Source organism: Saccharopolyspora sp. NPDC002376, from assembly GCF_053593195.1.
This window is the reverse complement of the sequence record NZ_JBSFBZ010000003.1, coordinates 20,721-47,107: the sequence shown is the minus strand read 5'-3', so window position 1 is coordinate 47,107 and position 26,387 is coordinate 20,721. Positions and strand designations below refer to the sequence as shown.

The 26,387-nt window shown below is 69.6% G+C and carries 22 protein-coding genes and 1 tRNA gene; 9 read left to right on the top strand and 14 right to left on the bottom strand.

All coding sequences use genetic code 11. The annotated features are described in order from the left end of the window. Positions 1-93 precede the first annotated feature (93 nt). Positions 94-1,707 carry an acyl-CoA dehydrogenase family protein gene (locus ACWCO2_RS03185; RefSeq protein WP_450126052.1) on the top strand — a complete coding sequence of 538 codons (1,614 nt, stop codon included), beginning with the start codon at positions 94-96 and terminating at the stop codon, positions 1,705-1,707. Positions 1,708-1,855: 148 nt separating this feature from the next. Here ACWCO2_RS03185 and ACWCO2_RS03180 read toward each other — a convergent pair whose 3' ends face one another. From ACWCO2_RS03180 to eno, 3 genes are read right to left on the bottom strand one after another with little or no spacing between them, the layout of a single operon-like run. Continuing rightward, positions 1,856-2,356: a DUF501 domain-containing protein gene (locus ACWCO2_RS03180; RefSeq protein ID WP_450126243.1), complete on the bottom strand. Its 501-nt coding sequence runs from the start codon at positions 2,354-2,356 to the stop codon at positions 1,856-1,858. Positions 2,357-2,358: 2 nt separating this feature from the next. Further along, positions 2,359-2,898 (bottom strand): FtsB family cell division protein, encoded by a 540-nt coding sequence (locus tag ACWCO2_RS03175; RefSeq protein WP_450126051.1) that lies wholly within the window; start codon positions 2,896-2,898, stop codon positions 2,359-2,361. 3 nt (positions 2,899-2,901) lie between these two features. After that, complete coding sequence (gene eno, locus ACWCO2_RS03170; protein ID WP_450126050.1) at positions 2,902-4,188, bottom strand: phosphopyruvate hydratase; 1,287 nt, start codon at positions 4,186-4,188, stop codon at positions 2,902-2,904. Between the two features lie 283 nt (positions 4,189-4,471). Here eno and ACWCO2_RS03165 point away from each other — a divergent pair, with 283 nt between their 5' ends. Next, positions 4,472-4,849 (top strand): tetratricopeptide repeat protein, encoded by a 378-nt coding sequence (locus ACWCO2_RS03165; RefSeq protein WP_450126049.1) that lies wholly within the window; start codon positions 4,472-4,474, stop codon positions 4,847-4,849. 5 nt (positions 4,850-4,854) lie between these two features. Here ACWCO2_RS03165 and ACWCO2_RS03160 read toward each other — a convergent pair whose 3' ends face one another. The 6 genes from ACWCO2_RS03160 to ACWCO2_RS03135 all read right to left on the bottom strand — a co-directional run bounded on the left by ACWCO2_RS03160 (position 4,855) and on the right by ACWCO2_RS03135 (position 10,254). Then, positions 4,855-5,682 carry a lytic murein transglycosylase gene (locus ACWCO2_RS03160; protein WP_450126048.1) on the bottom strand — a complete coding sequence of 276 codons (828 nt, stop codon included), beginning with the start codon at positions 5,680-5,682 and terminating at the stop codon, positions 4,855-4,857. Between the two features lie 135 nt (positions 5,683-5,817). Then, on the bottom strand, positions 5,818-6,606 hold the full coding sequence (locus ACWCO2_RS03155) for a lytic transglycosylase domain-containing protein (protein ID WP_450126047.1): 789 nt from the start codon (positions 6,604-6,606) through the stop codon (positions 5,818-5,820). Between the two features lie 118 nt (positions 6,607-6,724). Then, entirely contained in the window at positions 6,725-7,735 is a 1,011-nt protein-coding gene (locus ACWCO2_RS03150; protein ID WP_450126046.1) for a MazG family protein, read from the bottom strand. Between the two features lie 115 nt (positions 7,736-7,850). Next, complete coding sequence (locus ACWCO2_RS03145; RefSeq protein WP_450126045.1) at positions 7,851-8,753, bottom strand: SurA N-terminal domain-containing protein; 903 nt, start codon at positions 8,751-8,753, stop codon at positions 7,851-7,853. A 155-nt stretch (positions 8,754-8,908) separates the two neighbouring features. Then, entirely contained in the window at positions 8,909-9,490 is a 582-nt protein-coding gene (locus ACWCO2_RS03140) for an AMIN-like domain-containing (lipo)protein (protein ID WP_450126044.1), read from the bottom strand. Between the two features lie 116 nt (positions 9,491-9,606). Further along, positions 9,607-10,254, bottom strand: coding sequence for a TetR/AcrR family transcriptional regulator (locus ACWCO2_RS03135; RefSeq protein ID WP_450126043.1), 648 nt, complete (start codon positions 10,252-10,254; stop codon positions 9,607-9,609). 92 nt (positions 10,255-10,346) lie between these two features. On the opposite strand from ACWCO2_RS03135, the gene ACWCO2_RS03130 reads away from it, so the two are divergent. Together ACWCO2_RS03130 and ACWCO2_RS03125 are read left to right on the top strand one after the other, a co-directional pair. Next, complete coding sequence (locus tag ACWCO2_RS03130) at positions 10,347-11,552, top strand: cytochrome P450 (protein ID WP_450126042.1); 1,206 nt, start codon at positions 10,347-10,349, stop codon at positions 11,550-11,552. Between the two features lie 23 nt (positions 11,553-11,575). Next, positions 11,576-11,770: a ferredoxin gene (locus ACWCO2_RS03125; protein ID WP_450126041.1), complete on the top strand. Its 195-nt coding sequence runs from the start codon at positions 11,576-11,578 to the stop codon at positions 11,768-11,770. A 96-nt stretch (positions 11,771-11,866) separates the two neighbouring features. Here ACWCO2_RS03125 and ACWCO2_RS03120 read toward each other — a convergent pair whose 3' ends face one another. Beyond that, positions 11,867-13,552 carry a BCCT family transporter gene (locus tag ACWCO2_RS03120; RefSeq protein WP_450126040.1) on the bottom strand — a complete coding sequence of 562 codons (1,686 nt, stop codon included), beginning with the start codon at positions 13,550-13,552 and terminating at the stop codon, positions 11,867-11,869. Positions 13,553-13,722: 170 nt separating this feature from the next. Continuing rightward, complete coding sequence (gene mfd, locus ACWCO2_RS03115; protein WP_450126039.1) at positions 13,723-17,331, bottom strand: transcription-repair coupling factor; 3,609 nt, start codon at positions 17,329-17,331, stop codon at positions 13,723-13,725. Between the two features lie 177 nt (positions 17,332-17,508). Here mfd and ACWCO2_RS03110 point away from each other — a divergent pair, with 177 nt between their 5' ends. Then, on the top strand, positions 17,509-18,687 hold the full coding sequence (locus ACWCO2_RS03110; RefSeq protein WP_450126242.1) for a PQQ-dependent sugar dehydrogenase: 1,179 nt from the start codon (positions 17,509-17,511) through the stop codon (positions 18,685-18,687). 135 nt (positions 18,688-18,822) lie between these two features. Here ACWCO2_RS03110 and ACWCO2_RS03105 read toward each other — a convergent pair whose 3' ends face one another. Then, positions 18,823-19,416, bottom strand: a complete 594-nt coding sequence (locus ACWCO2_RS03105; protein ID WP_450126038.1) for a TetR family transcriptional regulator — start codon at positions 19,414-19,416, stop codon at positions 18,823-18,825. Positions 19,417-19,590: 174 nt separating this feature from the next. After that, positions 19,591-20,553 carry an acyl-CoA desaturase gene (locus tag ACWCO2_RS03100; protein ID WP_450126037.1) on the bottom strand — a complete coding sequence of 321 codons (963 nt, stop codon included), beginning with the start codon at positions 20,551-20,553 and terminating at the stop codon, positions 19,591-19,593. A gap of 417 nt (positions 20,554-20,970) precedes the next feature. On the opposite strand from ACWCO2_RS03100, the gene ACWCO2_RS03095 reads away from it, so the two are divergent. The 4 genes from ACWCO2_RS03095 (at position 20,971) to ACWCO2_RS03080 (ending at position 25,700) form a co-directional block, all read left to right on the top strand. Then, positions 20,971-21,041: transfer RNA gene (locus ACWCO2_RS03095), tRNA-Gln, on the top strand. 116 nt (positions 21,042-21,157) lie between these two features. Then, positions 21,158-22,861 (top strand): diguanylate cyclase, encoded by a 1,704-nt coding sequence (locus tag ACWCO2_RS03090; RefSeq protein ID WP_450126241.1) that lies wholly within the window; start codon positions 21,158-21,160, stop codon positions 22,859-22,861. A 311-nt stretch (positions 22,862-23,172) separates the two neighbouring features. After that, a complete protein-coding gene (gene glmU / locus ACWCO2_RS03085; RefSeq protein ID WP_450126036.1) occupies positions 23,173-24,717 on the top strand; it encodes a bifunctional UDP-N-acetylglucosamine diphosphorylase/glucosamine-1-phosphate N-acetyltransferase GlmU in 1,545 nt (514 codons plus the stop codon). Between the two features lie 11 nt (positions 24,718-24,728). Further along, entirely contained in the window at positions 24,729-25,700 is a 972-nt protein-coding gene (locus ACWCO2_RS03080) for a ribose-phosphate diphosphokinase (protein ID WP_450126240.1), read from the top strand. Positions 25,701-25,757: 57 nt separating this feature from the next. On the opposite strand, the gene ACWCO2_RS03075 is transcribed toward ACWCO2_RS03080, so the two are convergent. Then, entirely contained in the window at positions 25,758-26,366 is a 609-nt protein-coding gene (locus tag ACWCO2_RS03075; RefSeq protein WP_450126035.1) for a malonic semialdehyde reductase, read from the bottom strand. Between the last annotated feature and the right edge of the window lie 21 nt (positions 26,367-26,387).

Below are 26,387 nucleotides of genomic sequence, written 5' to 3'. Positions count from 1 at the left end.
GGCGAGGGGTCGGCACTGTTCCGACTGCTCCGACTGGGCGGTGCGATCCGCCGATTTCCCGCCGACCGGACCGGATCTGCCTACTCTCCGAACATGACGCTCATCCACGAGCCGGCCGCGCTCGGCACTCACCAGGTGGAGAACCAGCCACCACCGCTGTCCGGATTCGACCCGTTGGCCTGCGATCCCGCGCTGGGCTCGGCGCTGACCCGCTACGCCGTCGGCGACCTCACCGGGCTGGCCAGGGAGGCCGGTTCGGAGGAGGCGCGGGAGCACGGTCGGCTCGCCAACGAACACCCTCCGCAGCTGCGCACCCACGACCGCTACGGGAACCGGATCGACGAGGTCGAGTTCCACCCGTCCTGGCACTGGCTGATGTCGCGCGCCGTCGCGCACGGGCTGCACGCCGCGCCGTGGACGCAGGGACCCGGCGCGCACCTGCGCCGCGCGGCCGGTTTCTACCTGTGGTCGCAGGTCGAGCCCGGGCACAGCTGTCCGATCTCGATGACCTACTCGGCGGTGCCCGCGCTGCGCTACAACCCCGAGCTGGCCGCCGAGTACGTGCCGAAGCTCGCCGCGACGGGCTACGAGTTCGGATTGCGGCCGCCCGCGGAGAAGTCGGCGCTGCTGGCGGGCATGTCGATGACCGAGAAGCAGGGCGGCTCGGACGTGCGCGCCAACACCACGACCGCCGAACGGCTCGCCGACGGCACCTACCGGCTCGTCGGGCACAAGTGGTTCACCTCGGCGCCGATGAACGACGTGTTCCTGACCTTGGCGCAGACTCCGGGCGGGTTGAGCTGCTTCCTGGTGCCTCGGGTGCTGCCGGACGGCAGCCGCAACGGGATCCGGTTGCAGCGGCTGAAGGACAAGCTGGGCAACAAGTCCAACGCCTCGTCGGAGATCGAGTACACCGGCGCGATCGGCCACCTGATCGGCGAGGAGGGCCGCGGCGTCCGCTGCATCATCGAGATGGTGTCGATGACCAGGCTGGACTGCGTGCTGGGCTCGGCGGCCAACATCCGCATCGCGCTGTCCGAAGCGGCCCACCACGTCCAGCACCGCAGCGCCTTCGGCGAGCGCCTGGTGGACCTCCCGCTGATGCAGAACGTGCTGGCCGACCTGGCGCTGGAGTCCGAAGCGGCGACGACGCTGGCGATGCGCCTGGCCGCGGCGGTGGAGCAGGGCGAGCACGACCTGCTGCGCCTGGCGCTGCCCGCGGCGAAGTTCTACGTCTGCAAGCGCGCGCCCTCAGTGGTCGCGGAAGCGCTGGAATGCCTGGGCGGCAACGGATACGTCGAGGAATCCGGTATGCCCCGCCTCTACCGCGAAGCGCCGCTGATGTCGATCTGGGAAGGCTCGGGCAACGTGACGGCCCTGGACCTCATCCGCGCCCTGACGAAACAACCGTCCACAAGGGACGCTCTCGAGGCGGAGCTGAACGCGGCGTCCGGCGCGAACTCCCACTACGACGCGGCCCTGCAGCGCCTCCGGACCGAACTGGACACCCCAGCTCCAGAACGAGCCCGAGCCCTGGCAGAGCTCCTGGCCCTCACGCTCCAAGCCTCGCTCCTCCTCCGCCACGCACCAACCCACGTCGCGGAGTCCTTCGCAACAACCCGCCTAGGCCCAACAACCCGGACCTTCGGCGCAACCCCGATCCCCAACCCGAGAACCCTCGTGGACCGAGTCGCCCCAACCCGCTGAGGCCCGCCGAAGACCACAGTTTCAATTGAAACTGTGATCCGCCGTGGCTGGGATTTACAGTTTCAATTGAAACTGTAAATTCCACCGCGCACAGCGCACCGTCGGAGTCGGGATCCGAGTAGGACGGTGAGGCCGCTGGGCCGGGAGGTCAGCGGTTGAGCAAGTAGCGGTGTTCGGGCCAGCGTTCGGCGATGAGGTCGACCGCCTCGTCGCCGAAGGGGTTCACGCCGGGGCCCTTGGCCAGGGCGTGGGCGATGTGCACGTGGAGGCACTTCACGCGGTCCGGCATGCCGCCCGCGCTGACCTCGGTGCCCAGGGACTCCAGCGCGTTGCGCTCCGCCAGGTAGGAGTCGTGGGCCCGGCTGTACTGCTCCGCCAGGTCCGCGTCGGTGGCCAGGCGGTCCTGCATCTCGCGCATCAGGCCTTCGGCCTCGAAGGTCGAGGCGTGCGCGGTGAGCTGCGGAGCGGTCAAGTAGTACAGCGTCGGGAAGGGGGTGCCGTCCTCCAGCCGCGGCCAGGTCTGCACCACGGTCGGCTCACCCGCAGTGTCGCGCGCCGCGATGGCGTGCAGTCCGCGCGGCGGACGCCCCAGCTGTCGCCGGATGCACTCCCGGTCGGCGTCGCTGATCACCGGCGCACCCGAGTTCAACGTCAAAATCCCTTCCCCACAACAGAATTCCAGAGCTCTTCGTACCACGACAGTCCGCTGTCGGCGGATTCCGCGGGAGGCGGTGGCAGAGCCGGCGAGATGGGCGCCTCCACGATGTAGGGCGTCTCGCCGGGCCGGACGTATCCGAGCCTGGCCCGCGCCTCGGCCTCCAGCTGGGCCGGGTCGGAGAGCTCTTCCTTGCGCTTCTCCAGATCGCTGACCTGCTGCTGCAGTTCAGCGATCTGCTGCTCCTGCGCGCTCAGGTCGGCGTGCTGGCTCATGTACGTGCGCAGCGGCACCGAAACGCTCAGCGCCATCATGCAGAACAGCATGGCCAGACCCGCCGCCCGACGCGTCGAGGAGAGCTTGAAAGCACCCCCGGTGCCGGGCCGGGAGCGCGGCCGGGACGACGTCTGCCGCCCCGGCCGCTTACCGGTGCTCTTGCCCCGGCTGGCATTGCGGCGGGCGCGCTCGGCCCGGCGCTGAGCCGGGGTCTCCCCCTGGCTGCGCCTTCGCGGATCCGATGCGCGCCCGACCGGCATGGCTCAGCTCTCCGGGGTGAACCGCGGGAAGGCCAGCTCGCCGGCGTACCGGGCTGCCTCGCCGAGGGCTTCCTCGATGCGCAGCAGCTGGTTGTACTTGGCGACCCGCTCGCTGCGGGCGGGGGCACCGGTCTTGATCTGGCCGCAGCCGGTGGCCACCGCCAGGTCGGCGATCGTGGTGTCCTCGGTCTCGCCGGAGCGGTGGCTCATCATGCTCTTGTAGCCGCAGGAGGTGGCCAGGGCGACCGCGTCCAGGGTCTCCGACAGAGTGCCGATCTGGTTGACCTTGACCAGCAGCGCGTTCGCCGCGCCCCGCGAGATGCCCTCGTCCAGGCGCTCCGGGTTGGTCACGAACAGGTCGTCGCCGACCAGCTGAACCCGGTCGCCGACCTGCTCGGTCAGGCTGGTCCAGCCGTCCCAGTCGTCCTCGGACAGCGGGTCCTCGATGGAGACCAGCGGGTAGGCGCCGATGAGCTCCTGGTAATACGCCGCCATCTGGTCCGCGGTGCGCTTGGCACCCTCGAAGTTGTAGGCGCCGTCGGAGTAGAACTCGGTGGCGGCGACGTCGAGCGCCAGCACGATGTCGCGGCCCAGCTTGTAACCGGCCTTCTCCACCGCGGAGGCGATCAGGTCCAGCGCCTCGCGGTTGTTCGGCAGGTCGGGGGCGAAACCGCCCTCGTCGCCCAGGCCGGTGGCCAGGCCCTTGGCCTTGAGCACCGACTTCAGCGCGTGGTAGGTCTCCGCGCCCCAGCGCAGCGCCTCCGAGAAGGTGTCCGCACCGATCGGCGCGATCATGAACTCCTGGACGTCGACGCCGGTGTCGGCGTGCGCGCCACCGTTGAGGATGTTCATCATCGGCACCGGCAGCACGTGCGCGTTCGGCCCGCCGACGTAGCGGAACAGCTCCAGTCCGGAGGTCTCCGCGGCGGCCTTGGCCACCGCCAGCGAGACGCCCAGGATCGCGTTGGCACCCAGCCGGGACTTGTCCGGCGTGCCGTCCAGGTCGACCAGCTTCTGGTCGACGACGCGCTGCTCGGTGGCGTCCAACCCGACCAGTTCCGGCCCGATCTCGTCCAGCACCAGGGCGACCGCGTTCTCCACGCCCTTGCCGCCGTAGCGACCGGCGTCGCCGTCGCGCAGCTCGACGGCCTCGTGCTCACCGGTCGAAGCGCCCGACGGGACCGCTGCGCGGCTGAGCGTGCCGTCCTCCAATGCCACCTCGACCTCGACGGTGGGGTTACCGCGGGAGTCCAGGATCTCGCGGGCACCGACCTGCTCGATGATCGCCACGTGTGCTCCTAACCAGCCTTTGAACTATGGACGAAGCGGACCGCCGCGGCGTTCCCGCGCGCGGCGAACCGGCCGAACGCCCGACGACCGCCTACGAGCCTAACCGGGCCGGTAGCACGGCCGCCGGAGACTCGCACGCCTCGCGATCGAGCCGTCCGATTCGCCCCCGTCCGGCAACCCGCCGTTCGGCCGAAATTCGTGCCGGGAGGCCTGGATTCGACGCCCAAGACCATCCGGACGGACGTCTCGGAACACCGGCTCGGCACGTAACGTTGTCGCCGCCATGACGACCGAAGGCACTGTCGAAGCGTTCCGCCGAGCAGAGGAGCTGCTCGGCCAACGCCGCCCGCTCGAGGCCCTGCGCGTCCTCGAACCGGTGCTCGACGTCGACCCCGACAAGCCCAGCGTCCAGCTGCTGCTGGGCCGCGCGTACTACTTCTCCGCCCAACTGCGCCGCGCGGAACGGGCGTTCCTCCGGGTCCTGGACTTCGACCCGTCCGACCACTACGCCCGGCTGGTCCTGGGCCGAACCCTGCAACGCCAGGGCCGTCTCCACGAAGCCCGAGCCCAGATCAGGCTGGCCGCGATGATGTACCCGGACCCCGCCTACCAGGAAGCCCTCGGCGAGATCAACGCCCACATCGCCACCAAAGGCCTCTGACCAGCTCAGCGGCGGCGGTTGCCGGCTTCTGCATAGGTTTCGGCGAGGGCGAAGACCTTCTGGGCGTACTCGACCGAGTTGTTGTAGCTCATCACGCCTGCCCACCAGCCCGTTCCGGTCGTCATGTCGCGACCGTTGGCGCAGAGGTACCGGGCTGCCGACACCGCGACGTCGTCCAGGTTCTGCGGGTCGCCGATGCCGTCGCCGTTGCCGTCGGTGGCCCACTTCCGCCAGGTCCCCGGGATGAACTGCATCGGCCCGACCGCCCGGTCGTGCACCACGTCGCCGTCGAGCAAGCCGCCGTCGGTGTCCGGGATATCGCGGACGCCGGGCCCGCCGTTGAGCGGCACCCCGATGATCGGACTGGACGGTCGGCCGTCCTCGCGCAGGATCCGCCCGGCGAAGCGGCCGTGGTTGGACTCGATCCGTCCGATGCCGGCGAGCGTCGCCCAGGAGATCCGGCAATCGGGCTGGTGCTGGCGCATCGCCAGGTCCGCGTTGACGTAGGAGACGATCGCGCGCGCCGGGATGTCCACGACGGCCGCAACCTCGTCCGCCCACTTGCGCACCGGGTCCGCACCCGGTTCGAGCTGACCTGGGTCGACGCCGGGGATGGACTGCGGCAGCGGTTCTTCCACCGGGGGCGCGGTCGAGCCCGGTTCCACCGGCGCGGGCTCGGGTTCTCGCTCCACCGGTGGTCCCGCCCACGGTGCCGACGACGGCGCGCCGAGGACGTTGATCAGACCGACTCCGACGACCATCGCGGCCAGCACCCCGAACGCGGTGGCCAACCGCCCGAGTGCGGCGACGACGCCGGAAGTGTTCCTGATCACCGGGACAGGCTACTCGGCAGTAGGCCCGGGTTTCCAGCCTCCGCCCGGCGGATGGTCCACGCGCTGAGACTTACAGTTTCAATTGAAACTGTGATCCGCCGTGGCTGGAAATTGCAGTTTCAATTGAAACTGCGGCTACCGGCCGCTGGCGACGGCGGGGATCTGGTGGCTGGACCTGCCGTAGTAGTCGGCCCAGTCCAGGACTTCCTGGCCGTAGTCGCGGCTCTGGTTGTAGGTCAGCAGCGCCTTCCAGAAGCCGTCGACGTTGGTCAGGTCGCCGCCCGCGCTGCAGAGGTAGCGGCCCGCGGCGAGGGCTGCGTCGTCGATGTCCTGCGGGTCGGCCACTCCGTCGCCGTCAGCGTCTACCTTCCAGTCGTTCCAGGTGGTCGGGATGAACTGCAGCGGGCCGACCGCCCGGTCCCACTCCCGGTCGCCGTCGAGCGCGCCGCCGTCGGTGTCCGGGATCCTCTTGACGCCGTCGCTGCCGTCCAGCGGCAGCCCGATGATCGGCGTGCTGGGACGGCCGGTCTCGTCGAGCCGTGCCCCACCGTGCCGGCCGTGGCTGGATTCGACCGAGCCGATCCCGGCCAGCAGCGTCCAGCTGATCCCGCAGCCGGGGATGCTGTCCTCGATGAAGCGCTGCGCGTAGCCGTAGGCCTGCAGAGCGGCGCGCGGGATGTTGAGCTCGTCGGCCATCGACTCGGACCAGTTCGCGAGCTGGCTTTGCGGTCGTTGCGACGGGGGCAGCGGCGGGCCGCCCGGTTGGAGCAGCTGCACTTCGGGAGGGTCGATGCCGCGGTCCGGCGGGGCAGTCGCCGGAGGCGGCGAGAAGGGCACCTCGGCCACCTGCGGGGGCGCGGGGGTCGCGCACGACGCGACCAGGGTGAGCGCAGGGCACAACAACAGCCAGAGCCGACGCGGCACCAAAGATCCTCCCTCGCACACCAGAACACTTCGGGGCGTCGAACCCAGCGCACCGCCCACCTGGGGATATTGCCTAACTTTCGCGTTCGTCAGCCGAAGCGCCCGCGGTCAGTGTGCGTCACGACTCGGAGCGCATGGCGACTGGGGCAGACAAATCCGACATCAACTCGCGCCACTCGTCAGTCGTGAGCTCCGACGGCTCCCGCCCGGATTCCCGGGCTCGCCGCTCGGCTTCGCGGATCCGCTCGGCGAAGGCCACGGCCACCGCGCGCAGCTCGTCCTCCGGGTCAGCACCGGCGAGCCGAGCCCGCGCCGCGATGTCGAACAGCGCCTCTCCGACGGATTCGTCTCGCGGCAGCGCCTCCGCCGGAATCCCGGCGCGGTTGGCGCGCTGCACCAGCTTCGCGGCGAGCGCCACCGCGGGCTGCCCCAGCGCCACGCCGTCCACAATGGACTCGCGCTGCTTCTCCTGCTGCTTGAGCTCTTCCCAGCGGGCGTGCTGCGACTCGGCGTCCAGCACGTCCGGGTCATCGGCGAACACGTTCGGATGCCGCGACACGAGCTTGCTGACCAGACCGGCGGCGACGGCGTCGATGTCGAACGGATCGGCCACGTCCTCGGCAGCCACCCGCGCGTGGAACAGCACCTGCAGCAGCACGTCGCCGAGCTCTTCGCGCAGCGCCTCCCGATCGCCATCGGCGATGGCGTCGAGCAGCTCGTAGGCCTCCTCGACGAGGTATTTGCGCAGCGTGTCGTGGTCCTGATCGGCGTCCCACGGGCATCCGCCCGGTGAGCGCAGCCGGTCCATCACGGTCACGGCGTCCAGCAGCTCCACCCCGGTAGGAGCGGGCGCGCCGATCACGCGGGCGCCAGCGGAGCGCAGTGCTTCGGCGTCGACGCAGCCGAGGTCGCCGACGAACAGCACGACGGGCTCGCGAGCGGCCTGCGCCAGCAGGTCCGCGGGCGGTTCCGGCGCGGCGAGCGCCTCCCGCGCAGCGGGCGCGAGGCCGGGCTCGGCGTAGACGGCGGCGTTGCGCAGCAGCGGTACAGCCGCGGCGGGCACGACCTCACCGAGCCGGTCGTCGACCACGACCACCGCCGAACCTTCGGCCATCCGAACCTCGTTCATACGGCGATTGTCCCAAGTCCGCGAAGGGCACGTGACCACTTCCCCCGAGTCGTTGGTCACCATCCGTAGACCAGACGCGCGAAAGCGGTTGCCCCTGCAATGATCAGTGCTCTCGTCAGGTCTGCTGGGCCTGCGCGGGGAAGCGGAAACCGGTGGTCTCGCCCTCGTTCGGCGCCGCCGTCAGGTTCACCGGGTCCCACACCCCGTACCGCGGGCTGAGCTGCACCCCGGTGCGGTCGGCCGTCGCCCCGAGCAGGAACGTCCCGAACTGCTGCAGCACATCGTCGCCCACGCCGTTGGCCAGCTGCGCCGGAGCCTTCGGATCGACCTGCCGGTCCTTGACCCGAACGACCAGCCACTGACCGCTGTTCGGCGACTGCTCGAAGGCCAGCACGGTGCCCGGCTCGGCGCCGAAGAGCGGCGTGTTGGCCGCCAGCTTCAGGCTCTCCGCCGGGCGCAGCTTCTGATCGGTCGCGGTCAGCAGCCCGGCCGCCTTGTCCTGGGCGACCAGATCTGCGGCCTGCTGCGGGCCGAGCGCCATGCGCCGGGCCTTCTGCTCGGCCTGCCTGCGATTGCTCGCCTGGGTCAGGTCGAAGGTGACCGACAACTGGTCGATGTACTTGCGCCCCAGCTCCGCGGTCAGCATCTGGGTGCGGACCATCTCGTCGGCTTCCTGCGGGCCGCCCAGCTGGCCGACGCGCTCCGCGACCTGCTGATCGGTGACGTTCAGCCGCTCGTCGCGCGCGGCCTTCTCGGCCAGCTCCTGCCGCACCAGCTGCGAAGCCAGCTGTCGACCGAGGTCGTCGAGCGAGCCCTGCTGCTTCAGCTGCGACTTGATGTCCGGCTGCCGCTCGAGCAGCTCGTTGAACCAGGACTGCACATCGGAGACGGGGATGCGGGTGTCCCCGACGATCGCGGCGGCACCGACCTGGCTGGGCCCGGAACCACAACCGGCGAGCAGAAATCCGGCCGCGGCGATCGAAGCGAGAAGGCGCCCGTGGCGCGTGCGGAAGCTCACACCCCGCACCTTCTCACGAGATCAACGTCCGGTGAAGGTGGTTTCCGGAGTCCCATCGGCTGATCTTGATGCGTCGGTCGGACTGGTTCCGCAGGTCGTGGCCCGTGAGTCCGTTGGGTCGCCATAGGAGCCCAAAAGACTCACGGGCCTTCGGGTCAGCGGCCGAGGGGGCCGGCGGACATGTTGACGATGACCTTCTCGCCCTCGACCAGGACTTCGTAGTCCACACCCTCGGACAGGCCGATCGTGAGTTCGCCGGTGCCGTGGGAGTTGTCGTTCACCACCGCGCTCTTGGCCAGCGGCTGGTCGAAGGTCTCCGGGCTCGCCGTGCGGCGCTCCGGGTCCGCCACCTCGACGTAGATGTGCAGGAACTTCGTGCCGGTCATGCCCTCGACCGGTTCGCCGGAACCACCCCAGACCGGGGACTTCTCGTTGAGCTCGTGGTTCATCACCTTGATGCCGTTGACGTCCGACAGGCCGCTGAAGTCGAACACCACGCGCTCTTCGTTGCCGTGCACGCCCGCGCGCATGCCCGGCTTGTCGGTGGAAACCGGCGCCTCGAAGCTGCTCGCCAGCGAGGAAGTCCCGGCAGCCCCGGACTGCAACGACTGCACCTGCTGCGGGGCCGTCGCGGACTCCGGGGACACCGGCTGCGCGCCAGCCGAGCACCCGGTCACCGCCAGTGCGGACACCGCCATCGTGCCGACTGCCAGGATCAGCTTGCTGCGCAAAGACATCTCGGTCGCACCTTTCGCGTACGGGGGCTTTCCCGTTCAGACGATCCGCAGCGCACGAGGTTCCAACCCGAGCAGAACTGATCTTCAGCACATTTCCAGCCGCGATGATCCGGAGCTCAGACGTCCTCTGTGGACGCTCCCGGTGGGCGCGCGATGAAGTGAAGCGCGTCGGCGAGCCGTTCGCGGTGCTCGTTCAGGACTTCCGCATCAACACCCTCAGCCGTGATCATCACGAGCTCGTCGGTCGCCTCGCGCAGCGCCGCGCTCACGGCCGCCGCCTGCATACGGACCTCGAGCGCGTCACTCGGAACTCCCTGGCGCGCGGCGAGAACCTCGACGAACGTCGGCTCAGCGCGCTCCCGCAGCACGAGGTAGGCCGCGCGCAACGCCGGTTCGTCGTGGGTCATGCGGATGACCGCCAGGACCGCTTCGATCTCGGACCAGGACTCCTCGGGCACGAGCGTGTAGGCCGCACGCAGGTGCTCGGCCAGTCCCAGCTCGGGCGGCCAGCTGCGCAGGACTCGCTGGAAGGCCTCGATCGTCTTGGTCAGCAGCGGTTCGACGCAGCTCTCCTTGCTGCGGAAGTAGCGCCACAGCGTGCGCTCGGAAACCCCCGCGGCCTTCGCGATCTGCTCGCCCGACGTCGCCGCCACACCCTGCTCGCGGAACAGCCGAACCGCATGGCGGGAGATCTCGAGCCGCTGCCGCTGGCGCTGCTCCTCGCTCACCGGTGGGCGTCCGCGGCGGGCAGTCCGCTCGACCATCGGCACCTCCATCGGCGGACAGACGTTGACACACCTTAACCGACCCAAACATTATTGACAGCGAGCGCCAATAAATAAGTTGGAGGAGACCCATGAGCATTGCTGCCGAACGCCCGCAGCTGCCCTTCGACAGGCCGAACGTGCTCGACCTCGCCCCGCTGTACGAGGTGCTGCGCCGCGAAGCACCGGTCGCCCCGGTCACCACCCCTGCAGGCGACCCGGCATGGCTGGTCACGCGCTACGACGAGGTCCGCGACCTGCTCGGCGACAAGCGGCTCGGGCGCTCCCACCCCGAACCCGAACGCGCCTCGCGCATCACTACGGCCGCTGTGCAGGACGGCCCTTCGGGCAGCTACGAATCCGAAGAAGCCGATCACAAGCGGATGCGCCGACTGCTCACCCCGGCGTTCTCCGCCAAGCGGATGCGGATGCTCTCCCAGCACGTCCAGGACCTCGTCAACGGCTACGTCGACCAGCTGATCGCCGAGCGCGAGACCTCGGACGTCGTCGACCTGCACACCGGGCTGGCCTTCCCGCTGCCGGTCGCAGTCATCTGCCAGCTGCTCGGCGTGCCCGAGAACGACCGCGAGTACTTCCACGCGCTGTCGGAGCGCATGGCCAGTCCGTCCGACGGCGGCGAGGCGCACCAGGCGCGCGAGGAGTTCAGCCGCTACATGGCCGGGCTCGCCGAGACCAAGCGCGGGCAGCTGGGCGAAGACGTGATCTCCGACCTCGTGCGCGCCCAGAGCGCCGACGAGACGTTCGACTACGCCGAGATGGTCCGGCTCTGCGTCGGGCTGCTCTTCGCCGGGCACGAGACCACGGTCAACCGCATCGGCCTGGGCGTGCTGTTCCTGATGACCCGCCCCGAGCAGTGGGACGCGCTGACCGCCGACCCCGACGGCCGGGTCGATGCCACCGTCGAGGAGATCATGCGGCTGGGCGCGCCCGGCGACCTCGGACTGCTGCGCTACGCGCACACCGATGTCGAGGTCAGCGGCACCACGATCCGCACCGGGGACGCGGTGATCCTGTCGATCAACTCCGCCAACCGCGACCAGTCCGCTTACGCCGACGCCGAGACCTTCGACCCCGATCGCGCCGAGCGCACCCACCTCGGCTTCGGGCACGGCGCGCACTTCTGCATCGGCGCCAGCCTCGCCCGCACCGAGCTGCGGATCGTCTTCGCCACCCTCGCCCGCCGCCTGCCCGGCCTGCGCCTGGCCAAGGACGCCGACGAGCTGCCAGTGCGGTCCACCATCACCGGAGGAGTCTCGGAACTCCCGGTGACCTGGTGAAACCCCAACTCGAGGAGAACGACATGAAGGTGACAGTCGACCAGGACAAGTGCATCGGCGCCGGCCAATGCGTCCTGACCGTTGAGGAGGTCTTCGACCAGCGGGACGAGGACGGAATCGTCGTCCTCCTCGACGCCACGCCACGCGAGGACCTCTCCGAAGCCGTCCACCAGGCGGCCGCGATGTGCCCGTCCGGGGCCATCACCGTCGAGGACTGACCCCGGCGAAGGGCACCTTCGCCCCGTTCAACACCGTGGCGCGAAGCGCCTCCTTGGGGGTGGCGGTCGGGCGACGGGTGGGAAGGTGTCCTTCGCTCAGGGTTCGGGTTCCTCTTCGACCGGACCGACCTCCAGTTGGAATTCGCCGCCGTGGCGTTCGGTTCCGGCTATGACCGCTTGCTCCAGTACTTGAGCGCCCTTCAGACCGCGTTGCATCATCGGGTCCTCGCGGAGGTCCTTCATCAACGCGACGCAGAGCAGGATCATCACCACCGCGAACGGGGCTGAGGCCAGGAACGTCAGGTTTTGGATGCCGCTGAGGGCGTTCTCGCCGCCGGCGATGAGCATGATCGCGGCCACCGCACCCGTTGCGGCACCCCAGAACACGACGATCCAGCGCTGCGGCTCGATGGAACCGCGCTGGGACAGGGTGCCCATGACCACCGAGGCCGCGTCCGCGCCGGAGACGAAGAAGATCGCCACCAGGGTTATGACCAGCACCGTGGTGATCGACGCCAGTGGCAACGTCTCCAGCACCCGGAACGTCTGGGCTTCCTCGCCACCGCTGCGGTAGACGTCCACTCCGCTCTGCTGCACGGCGATCGAGCTACCGCCGAAGATCGCGAACCACACGAGGCTCACCACGCTCGGCACCAGGATCACGCCGCCGACGAACTGGCGGATGGTGCGGCCGCGGCTGATTCGGGCGATGAACATGCCGACGAACGGCGTCCAGGAGATCCACCAGGCCCAGTAGAAGATCGTCCAGCTGGACAGCCAGTTGTTCATCGCCGCGCCGCCGGTGGCACCGGATCGCGAGGCCATCGACCCGAAGTCGCGCAGGTAGACGCCGACCGAAGTGGGCAGCAAGTCGAGGATGAAGACCGTCGGGCCGACCACGAAGATGAAGATCGCCAGCAGAGCGGCCAGCACCATGTTGATGTTGGACAGCCACTGGATGCCCTTGGCCACGCCCGACACCGCCGAAGCGATGAAGCAGATCGTCAACACCACGATGATCAGCACCAGCACGGTGTTGCCGACCGCGCCGATCCAGCCAGCCGCCTGCATACCGCTGCGGATCTGCAGCGTGCCCAACCCAAGCGAGGCGGCCGACCCGAACAGCGTCGCGAACAGGGCGAGGATGTCGATCAGCTTGCCGATCGGTCCCTCGGCGCCGCGCTTGCCGATCAACGGCGTGAACACAGCGCTGATCAGCTGCTTCCGGCCGCGGCGGAAGCTGCAGTAGGCGATGGACAGGCCGACCACGGCATAGATCGACCACGGGTGCAGCGTCCAGTGGAACAGCGAGGTGGCCATCGCCGTCTCCACTGCCGCGTCGCTGAGCGGCGCCACGGTGCCCGGCGGCGGCTCGACGAAGTGCGCCAGCGGCTCGGCGACGCCGAAGAACATCAGCCCGATGCCCATGCCCGCGCTGAACATCATCGCGACCCACGACACCGTGCGGAACTCCGGCTGCTCGTCGTCCTGGCCGAGCGGGATCGCGCCGTAGCGGCTGAACGCCAGCCACAGCGCGAACACCACGAACCCGGTGGAGGCGAGCACGAAGGCCCAGCCGATGTTGGTGACCAGCCAGGACAGCAGCGAACTGGACACCACGGCTAGCGACTCGGTGGAGGCCACGCCCCACCCGACGAAGACCAACGTGATGATCGCGGTGATCCCGAAGACCAGCGCATCGGTGCGGCTCGCGGTGAAGGCTTCCGGGGACTGCGGAATTCCCGAGCGAGCGTTGTCCGGTCCAGCGGACTTACCACCCATGACCAGCGCCTCCTCCTGACAGACGTGGAGCAGGATCAACGGTCACGCCACCAGAACCCCGCGGCAACTCAAGAGCCCCCACCACCAGGCACGAAGCACTCGAGCTCCGCCGCACGAGGAGACGGGATTCCAAATTTAGGGAAATTTGGGACGACCCCGCCGCTGCTCGATCAGGCGACTGGAGCTGGGGCTGTGGTCAGGTCCACGAGGAACTTCGCGCACCACTCCAGGAGGGCGTCGTCACGGAGCGGTGGGGCGCCCATGCGGCCACCGGCCGCGCCTTCCGTCGGGCGCGGGACCGAGACCGTGCGGACCGCCGGCTTGTAGACCGCCTTCGGGTACAGGCGCTTGAGCCGCACCTGCTTGGAGTCCGGCAGTTCCAGCGGCGCCAACCGCAGCGACGTGCCCTGCAGCGTCACCTCGCGGACGCCCTGCTCCCGGCAGAGCTGCCGGAACCGCGCCACCTTCAGCAGCCGCTCCACCGGCTCGGGCAGCGGCCCGTACCGGTCGACCAGCTCGGCGCGCACCGCGTCCAGCGCGTCCTCGTCGACCGCCGCGGCGAGCTTGCGGTAGGCCTCCAGGCGCAGCCGCTCCCCCGGCACGTAGTCGTGCGGGATGTGCGCGTCGATCGGCAGGTCCACCCGGACCTCGGTGAGCTCCTCCTCCACCTCGCCGGGCTCAGCTCGGGAGTCTTTCGAGAAGGCAGCTCTGTAATTCTCCACGGCCTCGCCGACCAGCCGCACGTACAGGTCGAAGCCCACGCCCGCGATGTGCCCGGACTGCTCGGCACCGAGGATGTTGCCCGCGCCGCGGATCTCCAGGTCCTTCATGGCCACCGCCATGCCCGCGCCCAGCTCGGAGTTCTGCGCGATGGTCGCCAGGCGGTCGTGCGCGGTGTCGGTCAGCGGCTTCTCCGGCGGGTACAGGAAGTAGGCGTAACCCCGCTCCCGCGCGCGTCCAACGCGACCGCGCAGCTGGTGCAGCTGGGCGAGGCCGAGCAGGTCGGAGCGGTCCACGATCAGCGTGTTGGCGTTGGAGATGTCCAGGCCAGTCTCGACGATCGTGGTGCACACCAGCACGTCGTGCTCGCGCTCCCAGAAGCCCTGGATGATCTTCTCCAGCCGCTCCTCGTTCATCTGCCCGTGCGCGGTGACGATCCGCGCCTCCGGCACCAGCTCGCGCAGCTGCCGCGCGACCTTCTCGATGTCGTGCACCCGGTTGTGCACGAAGAACACCTGGCCGTCGCGCAGCAGTTCGCGGCGGATCGCGGCGCCGACCTGCTTCTGGTCGTAGGCGCCGACGTAGGTCAGGATCGGGTGCCGCTCCTCGGGCGGGGTGAGGATGGTCGACATCTCGCGGATGCCCGCCATGCTCATCTCCAGCGTTCGCGGGATCGGCGTCGCGGACATGGTCAGCACGTCCACGTGGGTGCGCAGGGCCTTGATGTGCTCCTTGTGCTCGACGCCGAAGCGCTGCTCCTCGTCGACGATCACCAGGCCCAGGTCCTTGTAGCGGATGCCGGTCTGCAGCAGCCGGTGCGTGCCGATCACGATGTCGACCTCGCCGTCGGCCAGGCCCTTGGTGGTCTGCTCGGACTCCATCGGGTCGGTGAACCGGGACAGGCCCTTGACGTTCACCGGGAACGAGCGCATCCGGTCGGCGAAGGTGTTCAGGTGCTGCTGGGCGAGCAGCGTGGTCGGCACCAGCACGGCGACCTGCTTGCCGTCCTGCACCGCCTTGAACGCCGCGCGCACCGCGATCTCGGTCTTGCCGTAGCCGACGTCACCGCAGATCACCCGGTCCATCGGGACCGCGCGCTGCATGTCCGCCTTGACCTCGTCGATGGCGGCCAGCTGGTCGCCGGTCTCGGTGTAGGGAAAGGCGTCCTCCAGCTCCCGCTGCCACGGGGTGTCCGCGCCGAAAGCGTGCCCCGGCGAGGACTGGCGGGCGGCGTAGAGCTGCACCAGCTCCGCGGCGATCTCCTTGACCGCCTTGCGGGCCTTGGCCTTGGTGTTCTTCCAGTCCGAGCCGCCGAGCTTGTTCAGCGTCGGGGTCTCGCCGCCGACGTAGCGGCTGACCTCGTCGAGCTGGTCGGTCGGCACGAACAGCCGGTCGCCGGGCTGCCCGCGCTTGCTCGACGCGTACTCCAGCACCAGGTACTCGCGGGTAGCACCGCCGACGGTGCGCTGCACCATCTCCACGTACTTGCCGATGCCGTGCTGCTCGTGCACCACGAAGTCACCGGTCTTGAGCGCCAGCGGGTCGACCGCGTTGCGCCGTCGCGACGGCATCCGCCGCATGTCCCGGGTGGACGTTCCGCCGCGACCGCCGGTCAGGTCCGCTTCGGTGAGCACCACCAGCGAGATGCCGGGAGCGGCGAAGCCGTCCTCGAGACCGCCGCGCACCACCGTGACGACTCCGGCCTCGGGCTCGTCGGCCAGCCCGTCCTCGGCCAGCCGCGCGGGCAGTTCGGCCTCGCGCAGCTGCTGCACCGCTCGCTGCGCGGTGCCCGCACCGGCCACCACCAGCAGCGCCGCTCCGCCCGATGTGGTGTGCGCGCGCAGGTCGGCGAAGGCCCGCTCGATCTCGCCGCGGTAGGCGTCGACCTGCTTGAGGACCAGGCGGATGACCTCGTCATCGTCCTCGCCTTCTTCGCTGGTCAGCTGCGTCAGCGGCCACCAGGGCAGGCCGATGGACACGGTGTGCTCGGCGACCTCGGCCAGGCTGCGGTAGGCCGACGCGCCCAGGTCGATCGGCGCCTTGCCGCCGTCCGCGGCGACCATCCAGGACGCCTCGAGGAACTCCTGACCGGTGCGCACGAGGTCCGCGGCTCGGGCGTGGATCTTCTCCGGATCGGCCAGCAGCACGTGCGCACCGGTCGGCAGCAGATCCGTCAGCAGCTGCATCTCGCCTTCGCACAGCGCCGGGATCAGGGCCTCCATACCCTCCACCGGGGCGCCGCCAGCGATCTTGCCGAGCATCTCGGCGAGGTGGGTGTCGGCCTGGTGCTGCTCGGCGAGCTTGCCGGCCCGCTCCGCGACCTGGTCGTTGATCAGCAGCTCCCGGCAGGCCGGGGCGAACAGCTCGGTGTCCTTCGCGTCCGGCAGCGAGCGCTGGTCGGAGACCGCGAACGGGCGGATCTCGGTGACCTCGTCGCCCCAGAACTCCACCCGCAGCGGGTGCTCCTCGGTCGGCGGGAACACGTCGACGATGCCGCCGCGCACCGCGAACTCGCCGCGCTTCTCCACCATGTCGACCCGGTCGTAGGCCAGCGCGGCCAGATGCGCCACCAGGTCCTCGAAATCGTGCTCGACGCCGACCGACAGCCGCACCGGGCGCAGCTCTCCCAGGCCCGGCGCGATCGGCTGGATCAGGCTGCGCACGGTGGTCACCAGGACTTGGATCGGACCGGCCGCGTGCTCTTCGGGGTGCGCGAGGCGGCGCAGCACGGCCAGCCGGCGGCCGACGGTGTCCGCGCGCGGGGAAAGTCGTTCGTGCGGCAGGGTTTCCCACGACGGGAACACCGCGACACCGCTGGACCCGAGCAGGTCGGAGACTGCGGCGGCGGCTTCTTCGGCCTCCCGGCCGGTGGCGGTGACCAGCAGCACTGGGCGCGCGGCGCCGTCCTCGGCGGCCAGCGACGCGGCGGCCAGCGAGCGCGCCGCGACCGGGCCCTCCAGCACCAGGCGTGGTCGGCCCGCTGCCCCGACGACCTGCTGGAAAGCGGGATCGCGCAGCACGAATTGGAGCAGTCCGCGCAGGGGACCGGCCTGGCTCATGGAGCTACCTCGCAGCAGAGATCGCGAAATGCGGACACACCCCTGCCCGGGACGAATGCCACGCCGGACGGGGCGAGGAGTTCCAGACTACGACTCGGCCCCGACACCAACACGACGGCCCGACGCACGACGCATCCACCGCGGCTTGGTGTCCGGTGTCACACTGACCCCGTGCTCGTGTGCCGATTCGTCGCGCTGGTCCTGCTCCTCGCGCTCGCGGGCTGTGGCGGGAACAGCGCGAGCCGCCCGGCCCCGGCCGCCACCGCACCACCGGAACCCGGCGCGCAGCTGCGCGTCGAGGTGATCGCCGACGGCCTGCAGGATCCATGGGACATCGGCTTCCTGCCGGACGGCACGGCCCTGGTCAGCCAACGCCCCGGCCGACTGGCACTGCTCGCCGACCACCGCCCCGGTGCCCTGGTGCACCCGGTCCAAGCCGACTTCGGCGACCTGCTGGTGAAGGGCGAAGGCGGCCTGCTGGGGCTGCTGGTGCATCCGGACTTCGCGGCCGACCGGCGCTTCATCACCTGCCAGACCCACCAGGTCGGCGGCAAGCCGGTGGACGTCCGGGTGGTCACCTGGCGGCTCTCCGAGGACGGCTCGCGCGCGAACCGCGTCGGCGACCTGCTCACCGGGATCCCGGTGAACCCCAGCGGTCGGCACTCCGGCTGCCGCCTCGCGCTCGCCCCGGACGGCGCACTGCTGGTGGGCACCGGCGACTCCGCCCGCCCCGCTGTGCCGCAGGACCGCACGTCGCTGGGCGGCAAGGTGCTGCGGATGAACATCGACACCGGTGCGCCGCTGCCGGACAACCCGTTCATCAACTCGCCCGACCCGCGCGAACGGCTGATCTACACGTTCGGGCACCGCAACGTGCAGGGCATCGCACTGCGTCCCGACGGGAAGGTGTTCACCACCGAGCACGGCCCGGCCTACGACGACGAGGTCAACCTGCTGCGGCCTGGCGGCAACTACGGCTGGGACCCGTTGCAAGGTGGCACCACCAGCACCTACGACGAATCGGTGCCGATGACTGACCTCCACCGCTTCCCGGACGCGATCAAGGCGGTGTGGTCCTCCGGCGACGAGCGCCTGGCCCCGAGCGGCGCGACGTTCCTGACCGGCCCGCAGTGGGGACACCTCAACGGCGTGCTGGCGGTGGCCACCCTCCGCGGCAGCAAGCTCCTCCTGCTCCGCACCACCCTCGACGGCGCAGTCCGCGAAGTGGTGATCCCACCAGAGCTGAACGAAACCTTCGGTCGCCTCCGAGCAGCCCACCAAGGCCCCGACGGAGCCCTCTACCTCTCAACGTCCAACGGCGAGGACGACGAACTCCTCCGAATCACCACCAGCTGACCGCCAACCCCACCACACGCCGCACGGAACGTGAATCACAGTTTCAATTGAAACTGTGATTCACCGTGGGTGGGTTTTACAGTTTCAATTGAAACTGCACACCACCGACGCCCGAACCGGGCCGCGACGAGGCGATCACTTCGTGGAGAGCTTGGGCTTGTGCTCGAGGTGGGACAGGCCGTTCCAGGCGAGGTTGACCAGGTGCGCGGCCACCTCTTCCTTCTTCGGCTTGTGCGCCTCCAGCCACCACTGGCCGGTCAGCGCGACCATGCCCACCAGCGCCTGGCTGTAGAGCGGGGCCAGCTTCGCGTCGTAGCCGCGGGCGCTGAACTGCAGCGCGAGGATGTGCTCGACCTGGCTGGCGATGTCGTTGAGCAGGCTGGAGAAGGTGCCGCTGTTGCTGGCCACCGGCGAATCCCGGACCAGCACGCGGAAACCGGCGGTGTTGTTGTCGATGTAGTCCAGCAGTGCCCGCGCCGCCTGCTCCAGCAGGTCCCGCGGGTGCCCCGCCGACAGCGCGGAGACGACCAGGTCCAGCAGGTTGCGCATCTCGCGGTCCACCACGACCGCGTACACGCCTTCCTTCCCGCCGAAATGCTCGTACACCACGGGCTTGGACACCCCGGCGCGGTGCGCGATCTCCTCGATGGAGGTGCCGTCGAAGCCCTTCTCCGCGAACAACGCCCGGGCCACGTCGAGCAGCTGCTGCCGACGTTCCTTCCCCGTCATCCGGACTCGTGCGGTGCGCCCCGAAGTCTGCGCTCCCGATTCGGACGTGCTGCGCCCGCGTCGCCGTGAAACCACTCGCACCACCCTAGGCGGCAGAACCGACACCCGTGTGCCGACCCGCGTGACGAGTGCCCGCACGGCAACCGCCGCACGGGCACTCCAGGACTCGAACCATCAGCCCTTGTACTCGGTGACCGCGATCCGCGCGAGGCGCTTCTCGTTGGGCCAGCGGACCTTCCAGGCCCAGCCGACCTTCTCGAAGAACCAGATCACCCGCGCCGAGATGTCCAGCTGGCCGCGCAGCACGCCGTGCCGGGCGCAGGTCGGGTCGGCGTGGTGGGAGTTGTGCCAGGACTCGCCGAAGGACAGGATCGCCAGCGGCCAGAAGTTGGACGCCTTGTCCCGGCTCTTGAACGGGCGCTCGCCGATCATGTGGCAGATCGAGTTCACCGACCAGGTGATGTGGTGCAGGAACGACACGCGCACCAGCCCGGCCCAGAAGAACGCGGTGAGCGCACCCCACCAGGACCAGGTGATCAGGCCGCCGAGCACGCCGGGCAGCAGGAGGCTGAGGGCCGTCCACAGCGGGAACAACCGGTTCAGCGCGACGAGCTCGCGGTCCTTGAGGAGGTCGGGGGCGAACCGGTCCTCGTTGGTCATCTCCCGGCTGAACATCCAGCCCATGTGGGAGTGCCAGAAGCCCTTGGTCAACGCCACCGCGGAGGTGCCGAACAGCCAGGGCGAGTGCGGGTCGCCCTCGCGGTCGGAGAAGGCGTGGTGCCTTCGGTGGTCGGCGACCCAGGTGATGACCGGGCCCTGGACCGCCATCATCCCGGCGATGGCCAAGGCGATCTTCACGCCGCGGTTGGCCTTGAAGGCCCCGTGCGTGAAGTACCGGTGGAAGCCGACCGTGACCCCGAGGCCGCTGATCATCCAGAAGGCCACGGCCAGGCCGATGTCCACCGGCCCCACACCCCATCCCCAGAGCACTGGGATCGAAGCGATCAGCGCAGCCATCGGAATCAGGAGGAACGCGTACACGAGGGACGAACGCCCAGCGGACTGGGGCCCCGTGGTCAGCGGCTTGGGCCCGGATTCGGCCTTCGGAGGAGCAACACCCTCTGTTGCTGCGGTCATGCTCAATACCTCGAATGGCGTCGGGGAGGTGGGAAAACAGCGATCGGCGCCGCGCATTACGGTCCCGCAACACCTCCACCCTACGGGACCGTAACCTACGCTAGCGTAAGTTATTCGATGCCGAATCGTCACCCCCGGGCGGCAAATTTGCGGCGTGTCGCACGCGTTCGGGCGTGTCCGGTTCGCCCATGTTCGCCCGAACAGACTGATCAACTACGCAACCCGGAGGCGCTTCATCACGTCTCATCTACGTGCAAGCGCGCCCCGAACCCCGCCGCTCGGCAAGCCCGACGCCATCCCGCTCCAGCCCTCGTGTCACGATGTCGGCCGGGCAACACCGCCTGTCGCCCCGGGCCGGTAGGCTCGGGCAGCGGTGCCGGGCGTCACAAGCCGGTACCGAGGGGCGACAACGCCCGATCCGCCGTGGTGTAAAGGCAGCACCTCGGATTTTGGTTCCGATGGTCCAGGTTCGAATCCTGGCGGCGGAGCGAGCGATCCTCCCGGATCCGGCGCGGCGCGCGGCGACGCGCTTCATCCGGGAGGCAGGGTGAACAGGGGGTGCGCGCCGCTGCGCGACGACACGACCACCGTGCGCGATCACCCGATGACCACGCTGAGCGAGGTGTCCGACGCGTGGTTGGTGGGACGCGCTCGCGAACTCAACGCAGTCGGCCAGCACAGCGACCCGGCCGGCCAGCGCAGCACGATCCGCGAGGCGGACAACCTGCTCACCGAGGCCCAGCGCCGCGGCGAGCCCCGGATCGTCGCCCAACTCCTCCGGCACTGCGCATCGATGCGGATGGCCTCGCCCGGTCTGGTGGCCAGCGCCGATCCGCTGCTCGACGAGCTGCTCCTGCACACCCGCCGACACGGCCTCGCCGTGCTGCAGGCCGATGCCCGTGCTCTGCGCGGTCGCCGCGCGCTGCTGGGCGGTAGCGAGGACATCGCGCTGACCGAGATCGCCTACGGACTGGCGATGCTCGACGAGGAACTGGTGCCCGACCGCACGCTGGGCCGCCGGTCGTGGGAGCGACTGCTGGCGACCGCGCTGATCGACATCGGTCTGGTGCTCACCCAGCTCGGCGTCTACGAGATGGCCGACGAGGTGATGACCCGCGCTCACCAGCGGATTCGCGAGAGCGGCGGGCCGCACGAGATCGCGGTGCACATGATCAACCGGTGCCGGATGCTGCTCGGCTGGGGACTGCGGCTGGAGCGCATAGGGCAGCAGAGCGAAGCCACCGGCCGCTTCGCCACCGCGTCGGCCATCGCGGTGGCGGTCGAAGGACCGTGGCGCGAGTCGCTGTTCCCCCGCGTGTCCGATCGCCCGGCCTCTGAGCAGATGCCGGTGCTCGGCGCCGCGCACGCGCTCGCGAAGCCGCACGCCGAGCACATCGAGCGCCTGGAAGTACTGCGTGATCTCGACCGCGCGATCCACCCGCGCGAGAAGATCATCGTGGCGATCGCGCTGTCCCGCTGCCTGACCCAAGCCGATCAGGGCGAGCGCGCGGTGCAGGTGCTCTCGGAGACCAGGGCCGAGCTGGACTCGGACACCTCGGAGCCGACGCTGCGCATCTCGCTGGCCCGCGAGTACGCGCAGCTGACCGACCTGGACAGCGTCGACGTGCACGATGCGCTGCGCGAGTACGCGCTGGAGCTGGAGACCGAGCTGTGGACCATGCGTCAGGCGCGGCTGTCCACTTTGGTCACCAGGCTGGAGAACTCGCGGCTGAACCACAAGCACGACGCGATCACCCGGCAGGCCCTGCAGGACCCGCTGACCGGCCTGTCCAACCGGCGAGCCCTGGACGACCGCCTGGAAACCCTGCTCACCGAGCCCGACGCCGCCCCGCTGGCAGTGGCGCTGGTCGACCTCGACGGCTTCAAGGGCGTCAACGACCGCTGCTCGCACGCCGAAGGCGACGACGTGCTGCGCATCGTCGCGGTGACCTTGCGCGACACGTTGCGCACCGACGACTTCGTCGCGCGCTACGGCGGTGACGAGTTCGTCGTGCTGCTGCCGGGCGCGACGCTCGGCGCCGCAGAAGCCGCGCTGCAGCGCACGGTCGAGGCGGTCGACCAGTTGCCCGCCGAGGAGATCCACGGGGTGACGCTGTCGATCGGCGTCGTCGCAATGCGACCGCAGGAATCGGCAGCGCAGGTACTGGCCCGCGCGGACGCCGCGATGTACCAGGCCAAGCGCGGCGGCGGAAACCGCGTGGCAGCACTCGCAGGCGGTGCGATCCCACCGCCGAACCACCAACCGGTCGAAGATCACTCCGTGTGGGTCCCGCCGGACGCTCTCTAACCCGATCGAGCCCTAAACGGAGATCACCCCCGGCTGCCACGATCACTCGGCGGTGACCACCGCTAGCCCCGCCGATGGTGCGATCCGTCACCCCTCCGCCGCACGATCGCCGCACGGAAGATCACATTTGCGCAGCTCGCGACGCATGTCGGGAACTCATCGCTGGGCCGTTCGGCGGTACCATCACTCGCGCCGGAAGTCGTGCAGGGGCGCTGGACCAGCAGCCGAACCAGTCCGGTTACCCTTCACCCGCTTGGACGCAACAGGCACTGCCGGCCACCACGCCGCACAGAGATCAAGGGAGAGCGCAGATGCTCCAGGGCGACACCGCCCCGGCCCCCTCCCACCGCGCTGCCGCACATCCGGAACCGGTCAGCACCGTCGTGCTCGCCGCCGGTGAGGGAACCAGGATGCGGTCGGCCACCCCGAAGGTGCTGCACCGGCTCGCGGGCAGACCGCTCGTCGAGCACGCGGTGCGAGCGGCGGCCGGAGTCGAGCCCGATTCGCTGGTGGTCGTGCTGGGGCACGGCCGCGAGGCCGTCGCCGAGCACCTCGACGGCGTGGCCAAGGCACTCGACCTGCCGATCAACACCGCGGTCCAGGAGCAACAGCTGGGAACCGGGCACGCGGTGTCCTGCGGGCTCAGCGCCCTGCCGTCCGAGCTCACCGGCACTGTCCTGGTCAGCTACGGCGACGTACCGCTGCTCGACAGCGAAACGCTGCGCGGACTGCTCGCCGAGCACACCCTTTCCGGCAACGCAGTCACCGTGCTGACCGCCGTGGTCGACGAGCCCACCGGCTACGGCCGGATGCTGCGCGACGCCGACGGCAACGTCACCGGGATCGTCGAGCAGAAGGACGCCACCCCGGAGCAGGCGGACATCACCGAGATCAACTCCGGTGTCTACGCCTTCGACGCGGAAGTCCTCACCGACGCGCTCAAGCGGCTGTCCACCGACAACGCCCAGGGCGAGCTCTACCTGACCGACGTGCTGTCCATCGCGCGCGCCGACGGCCGCCCGGTGGGTGCGCTGGTCTGCTCCGACCAGTGGCTGGTGGAGGGCATCAACGACCGGGTGCAGCTGGCCCGGCTCGGTGCCGAGCTCAACCGCCGTCTGCTGCTGAAGTGGATGCGCGCCGGCGTCACGATCACCGACCCGAACTCGGTGCAGCTGGACTGCGACGTGGAGCTGGACCGCGACGTGCTGGTCGAGCCGGGCGTGCAGCTGCGCGCCGGGACCACCGTCGGCGAAGGCGCCACCATCGGTCCGGACACCACGCTGACCGGCTGCACCGTGCACCCCGGCGCGTCCGTGGTGCGCACCCACGGCGAAGGCGCTGAGGTCGGCGCGAACGCCAGCGTCGGTCCGTTCGCGTTCCTGCGCCCCGGTACCCGGCTCTCCGCGAAGGGCAAGATCGGCACCTTCGTCGAGACCAAGAACGCCGAGATCGGCGAGGGCACCAAGGTGCCGCACCTGACCTACGTGGGCGACGCGACGATCGGTGCGCACACCAACATCGGCGCGGCCACGATCTTCGTCAACTACGACGGGGTGAACAAGCACCACACCGTGATCGGGTCGCACGCCCGGACCGGTGCGGACAACACCTTCGTCGCCCCGGTCGAGATCGGCGACGGCGCCTACACCGCCGCCGGCTCGACGATCACCCAGGATGTCCCGCCGGGGGCGATGGCCGTCGCCCGCGGCAGGCAACGCAACGTCGAGGGCTGGGTGGCCAAGCGCCGCTCCGGCACCCCGGCGGACGAGGCCGCACAACAGGCCTTGGCGAAGGAACCGACCACCAATCCGACGGAAGACGCCCAACGACGGACGTCGAACGGGGAGGGACGATGACCGTGAGTGCCATGTCTGCGACCCCGAAGAAGAGCCTCAAACTCTTCTCCGGTAGCAGCCACCCGGAACTTGCCGAGGAGGTGGCCAAGCAGCTCGACGTAACGGTCACGCCCCAGGCTGCCTACAAGTTCGCCAACGGCGAGATCTTCGTGCGCTACGACGAGTCGGTGCGCGGCTGCGACGCCTTCGTCATCCAGTCGCACTGCAACCCGCTCAACGACGCCATCATGGAACAGCTGATCATGGTGGACGCGCTCAAGCGGGCCAGCGCCAAGCGCATCACCGTGGTCATGCCTTTCTACGGCTACGCCCGGCAGGACAAGAAGCACAAGGGCCGCGAGCCGATCTCGGCGCGCCTGATCGCTGATCTGTTCAAGACCGCGGGTGCCGACCGCATCATGGCGATCGACCTGCACACCGACCAGATCCAGGGCTTCTTCGACGGTCCGGTGGACCACCTGATGGCGCAGAAGCTGCTGGCCAGCTACATCCGGGACACCTACTCGGACGAGCAGATCACCGTGGTCTCCCCCGACTCCGGCCGCGTCCGGGTGGCGGAGAAGTGGGCGGACGACCTGGGCGGTACCCCGCTGGCGTTCATCCACAAGACCCGCGACCCCAGCAAGCCGAACCAGGTGGTCGCCAACCGCGTCGTCGGTGACGTCGAGGGCCGGCTGTGCGTGCTGGTCGACGACATGATCGACACCGGCGGCACGATCACCAAGGCCACCGAGCAGCTGCTGGCCTCGGGCGCCAAGGACGTCATCATCGCGGCGACGCACGCGGTGCTGTCCGGCCCGGCGGTGGAGCGCCTGTCCTCCTGCGGCGCGAAGGAGGTCGTCCTGACCAACACGCTGCCGATCCCGGAGGAGCGCCGCTTCGACAACCTCACGGTCCTGTCGATCGCCCCACTCGTCGCCGAGGCGATCCACCAGGTCTTCGAGGACGGCTCGGTCACCAGCCTCTTCGACGGCCGCGCCTGATCCTTTCAAGCGCGAAACGGCCCCGGTCCACGCGGACCGGGGCCGTTCGTCGTTCGCTCAGACGGTGGTGACGACCTCGTCGTAGCCGAGGCGGGGGAGGCGGTCGAACCAGGCGTTCTCGGCCGGCTTGCCGAGGTTCACCGCGACCAGGACCTGCTGCTTGCCGCCGGGGAAGAACTCCTCGTTGATGCCCGCCGCGTTGAAGCCGGTCATCGGGCCCGCCGCCAGACCGGCCGCGCGGACGCCCAGGATGAAGTAGGCGACCTGCAGGGACGCGTTGAGCTTCGCGTTCTGCTCGCGGAAGGTGTCGTCGGCGAAGATGTCCTTCGCGTTCGGGTTCGGCGGGAACACCCGCGGCAGGTTCTCGTGGAAGTCGGTGTCGGCGGCCAGCAGCGCCACCAGCGGGGCGTTCTCGGTCTTGCTCCGGTTGCCTTCCATCAGGTGCGGCAGCAGACGCTGCTTGCCCTCGTCGGAACGCACCAGCACGATCCGCAGCGGCTGCTGGTTCATCGACGTCGGGGCCCACTTGACCAAGTCGTAGACGGCCTGGACCTGCTCGTCGGACACCGGTTCGCCGGTGAACGCGTTCGCGGTGCGGGCCTCGCGGAACAGCAGGTCCTGCGCCTCAGCGCCGAGCACGAGCTGCGCCTGGTCGACAGCGGTCATGGTGGTCCTCCCAAATGAGTT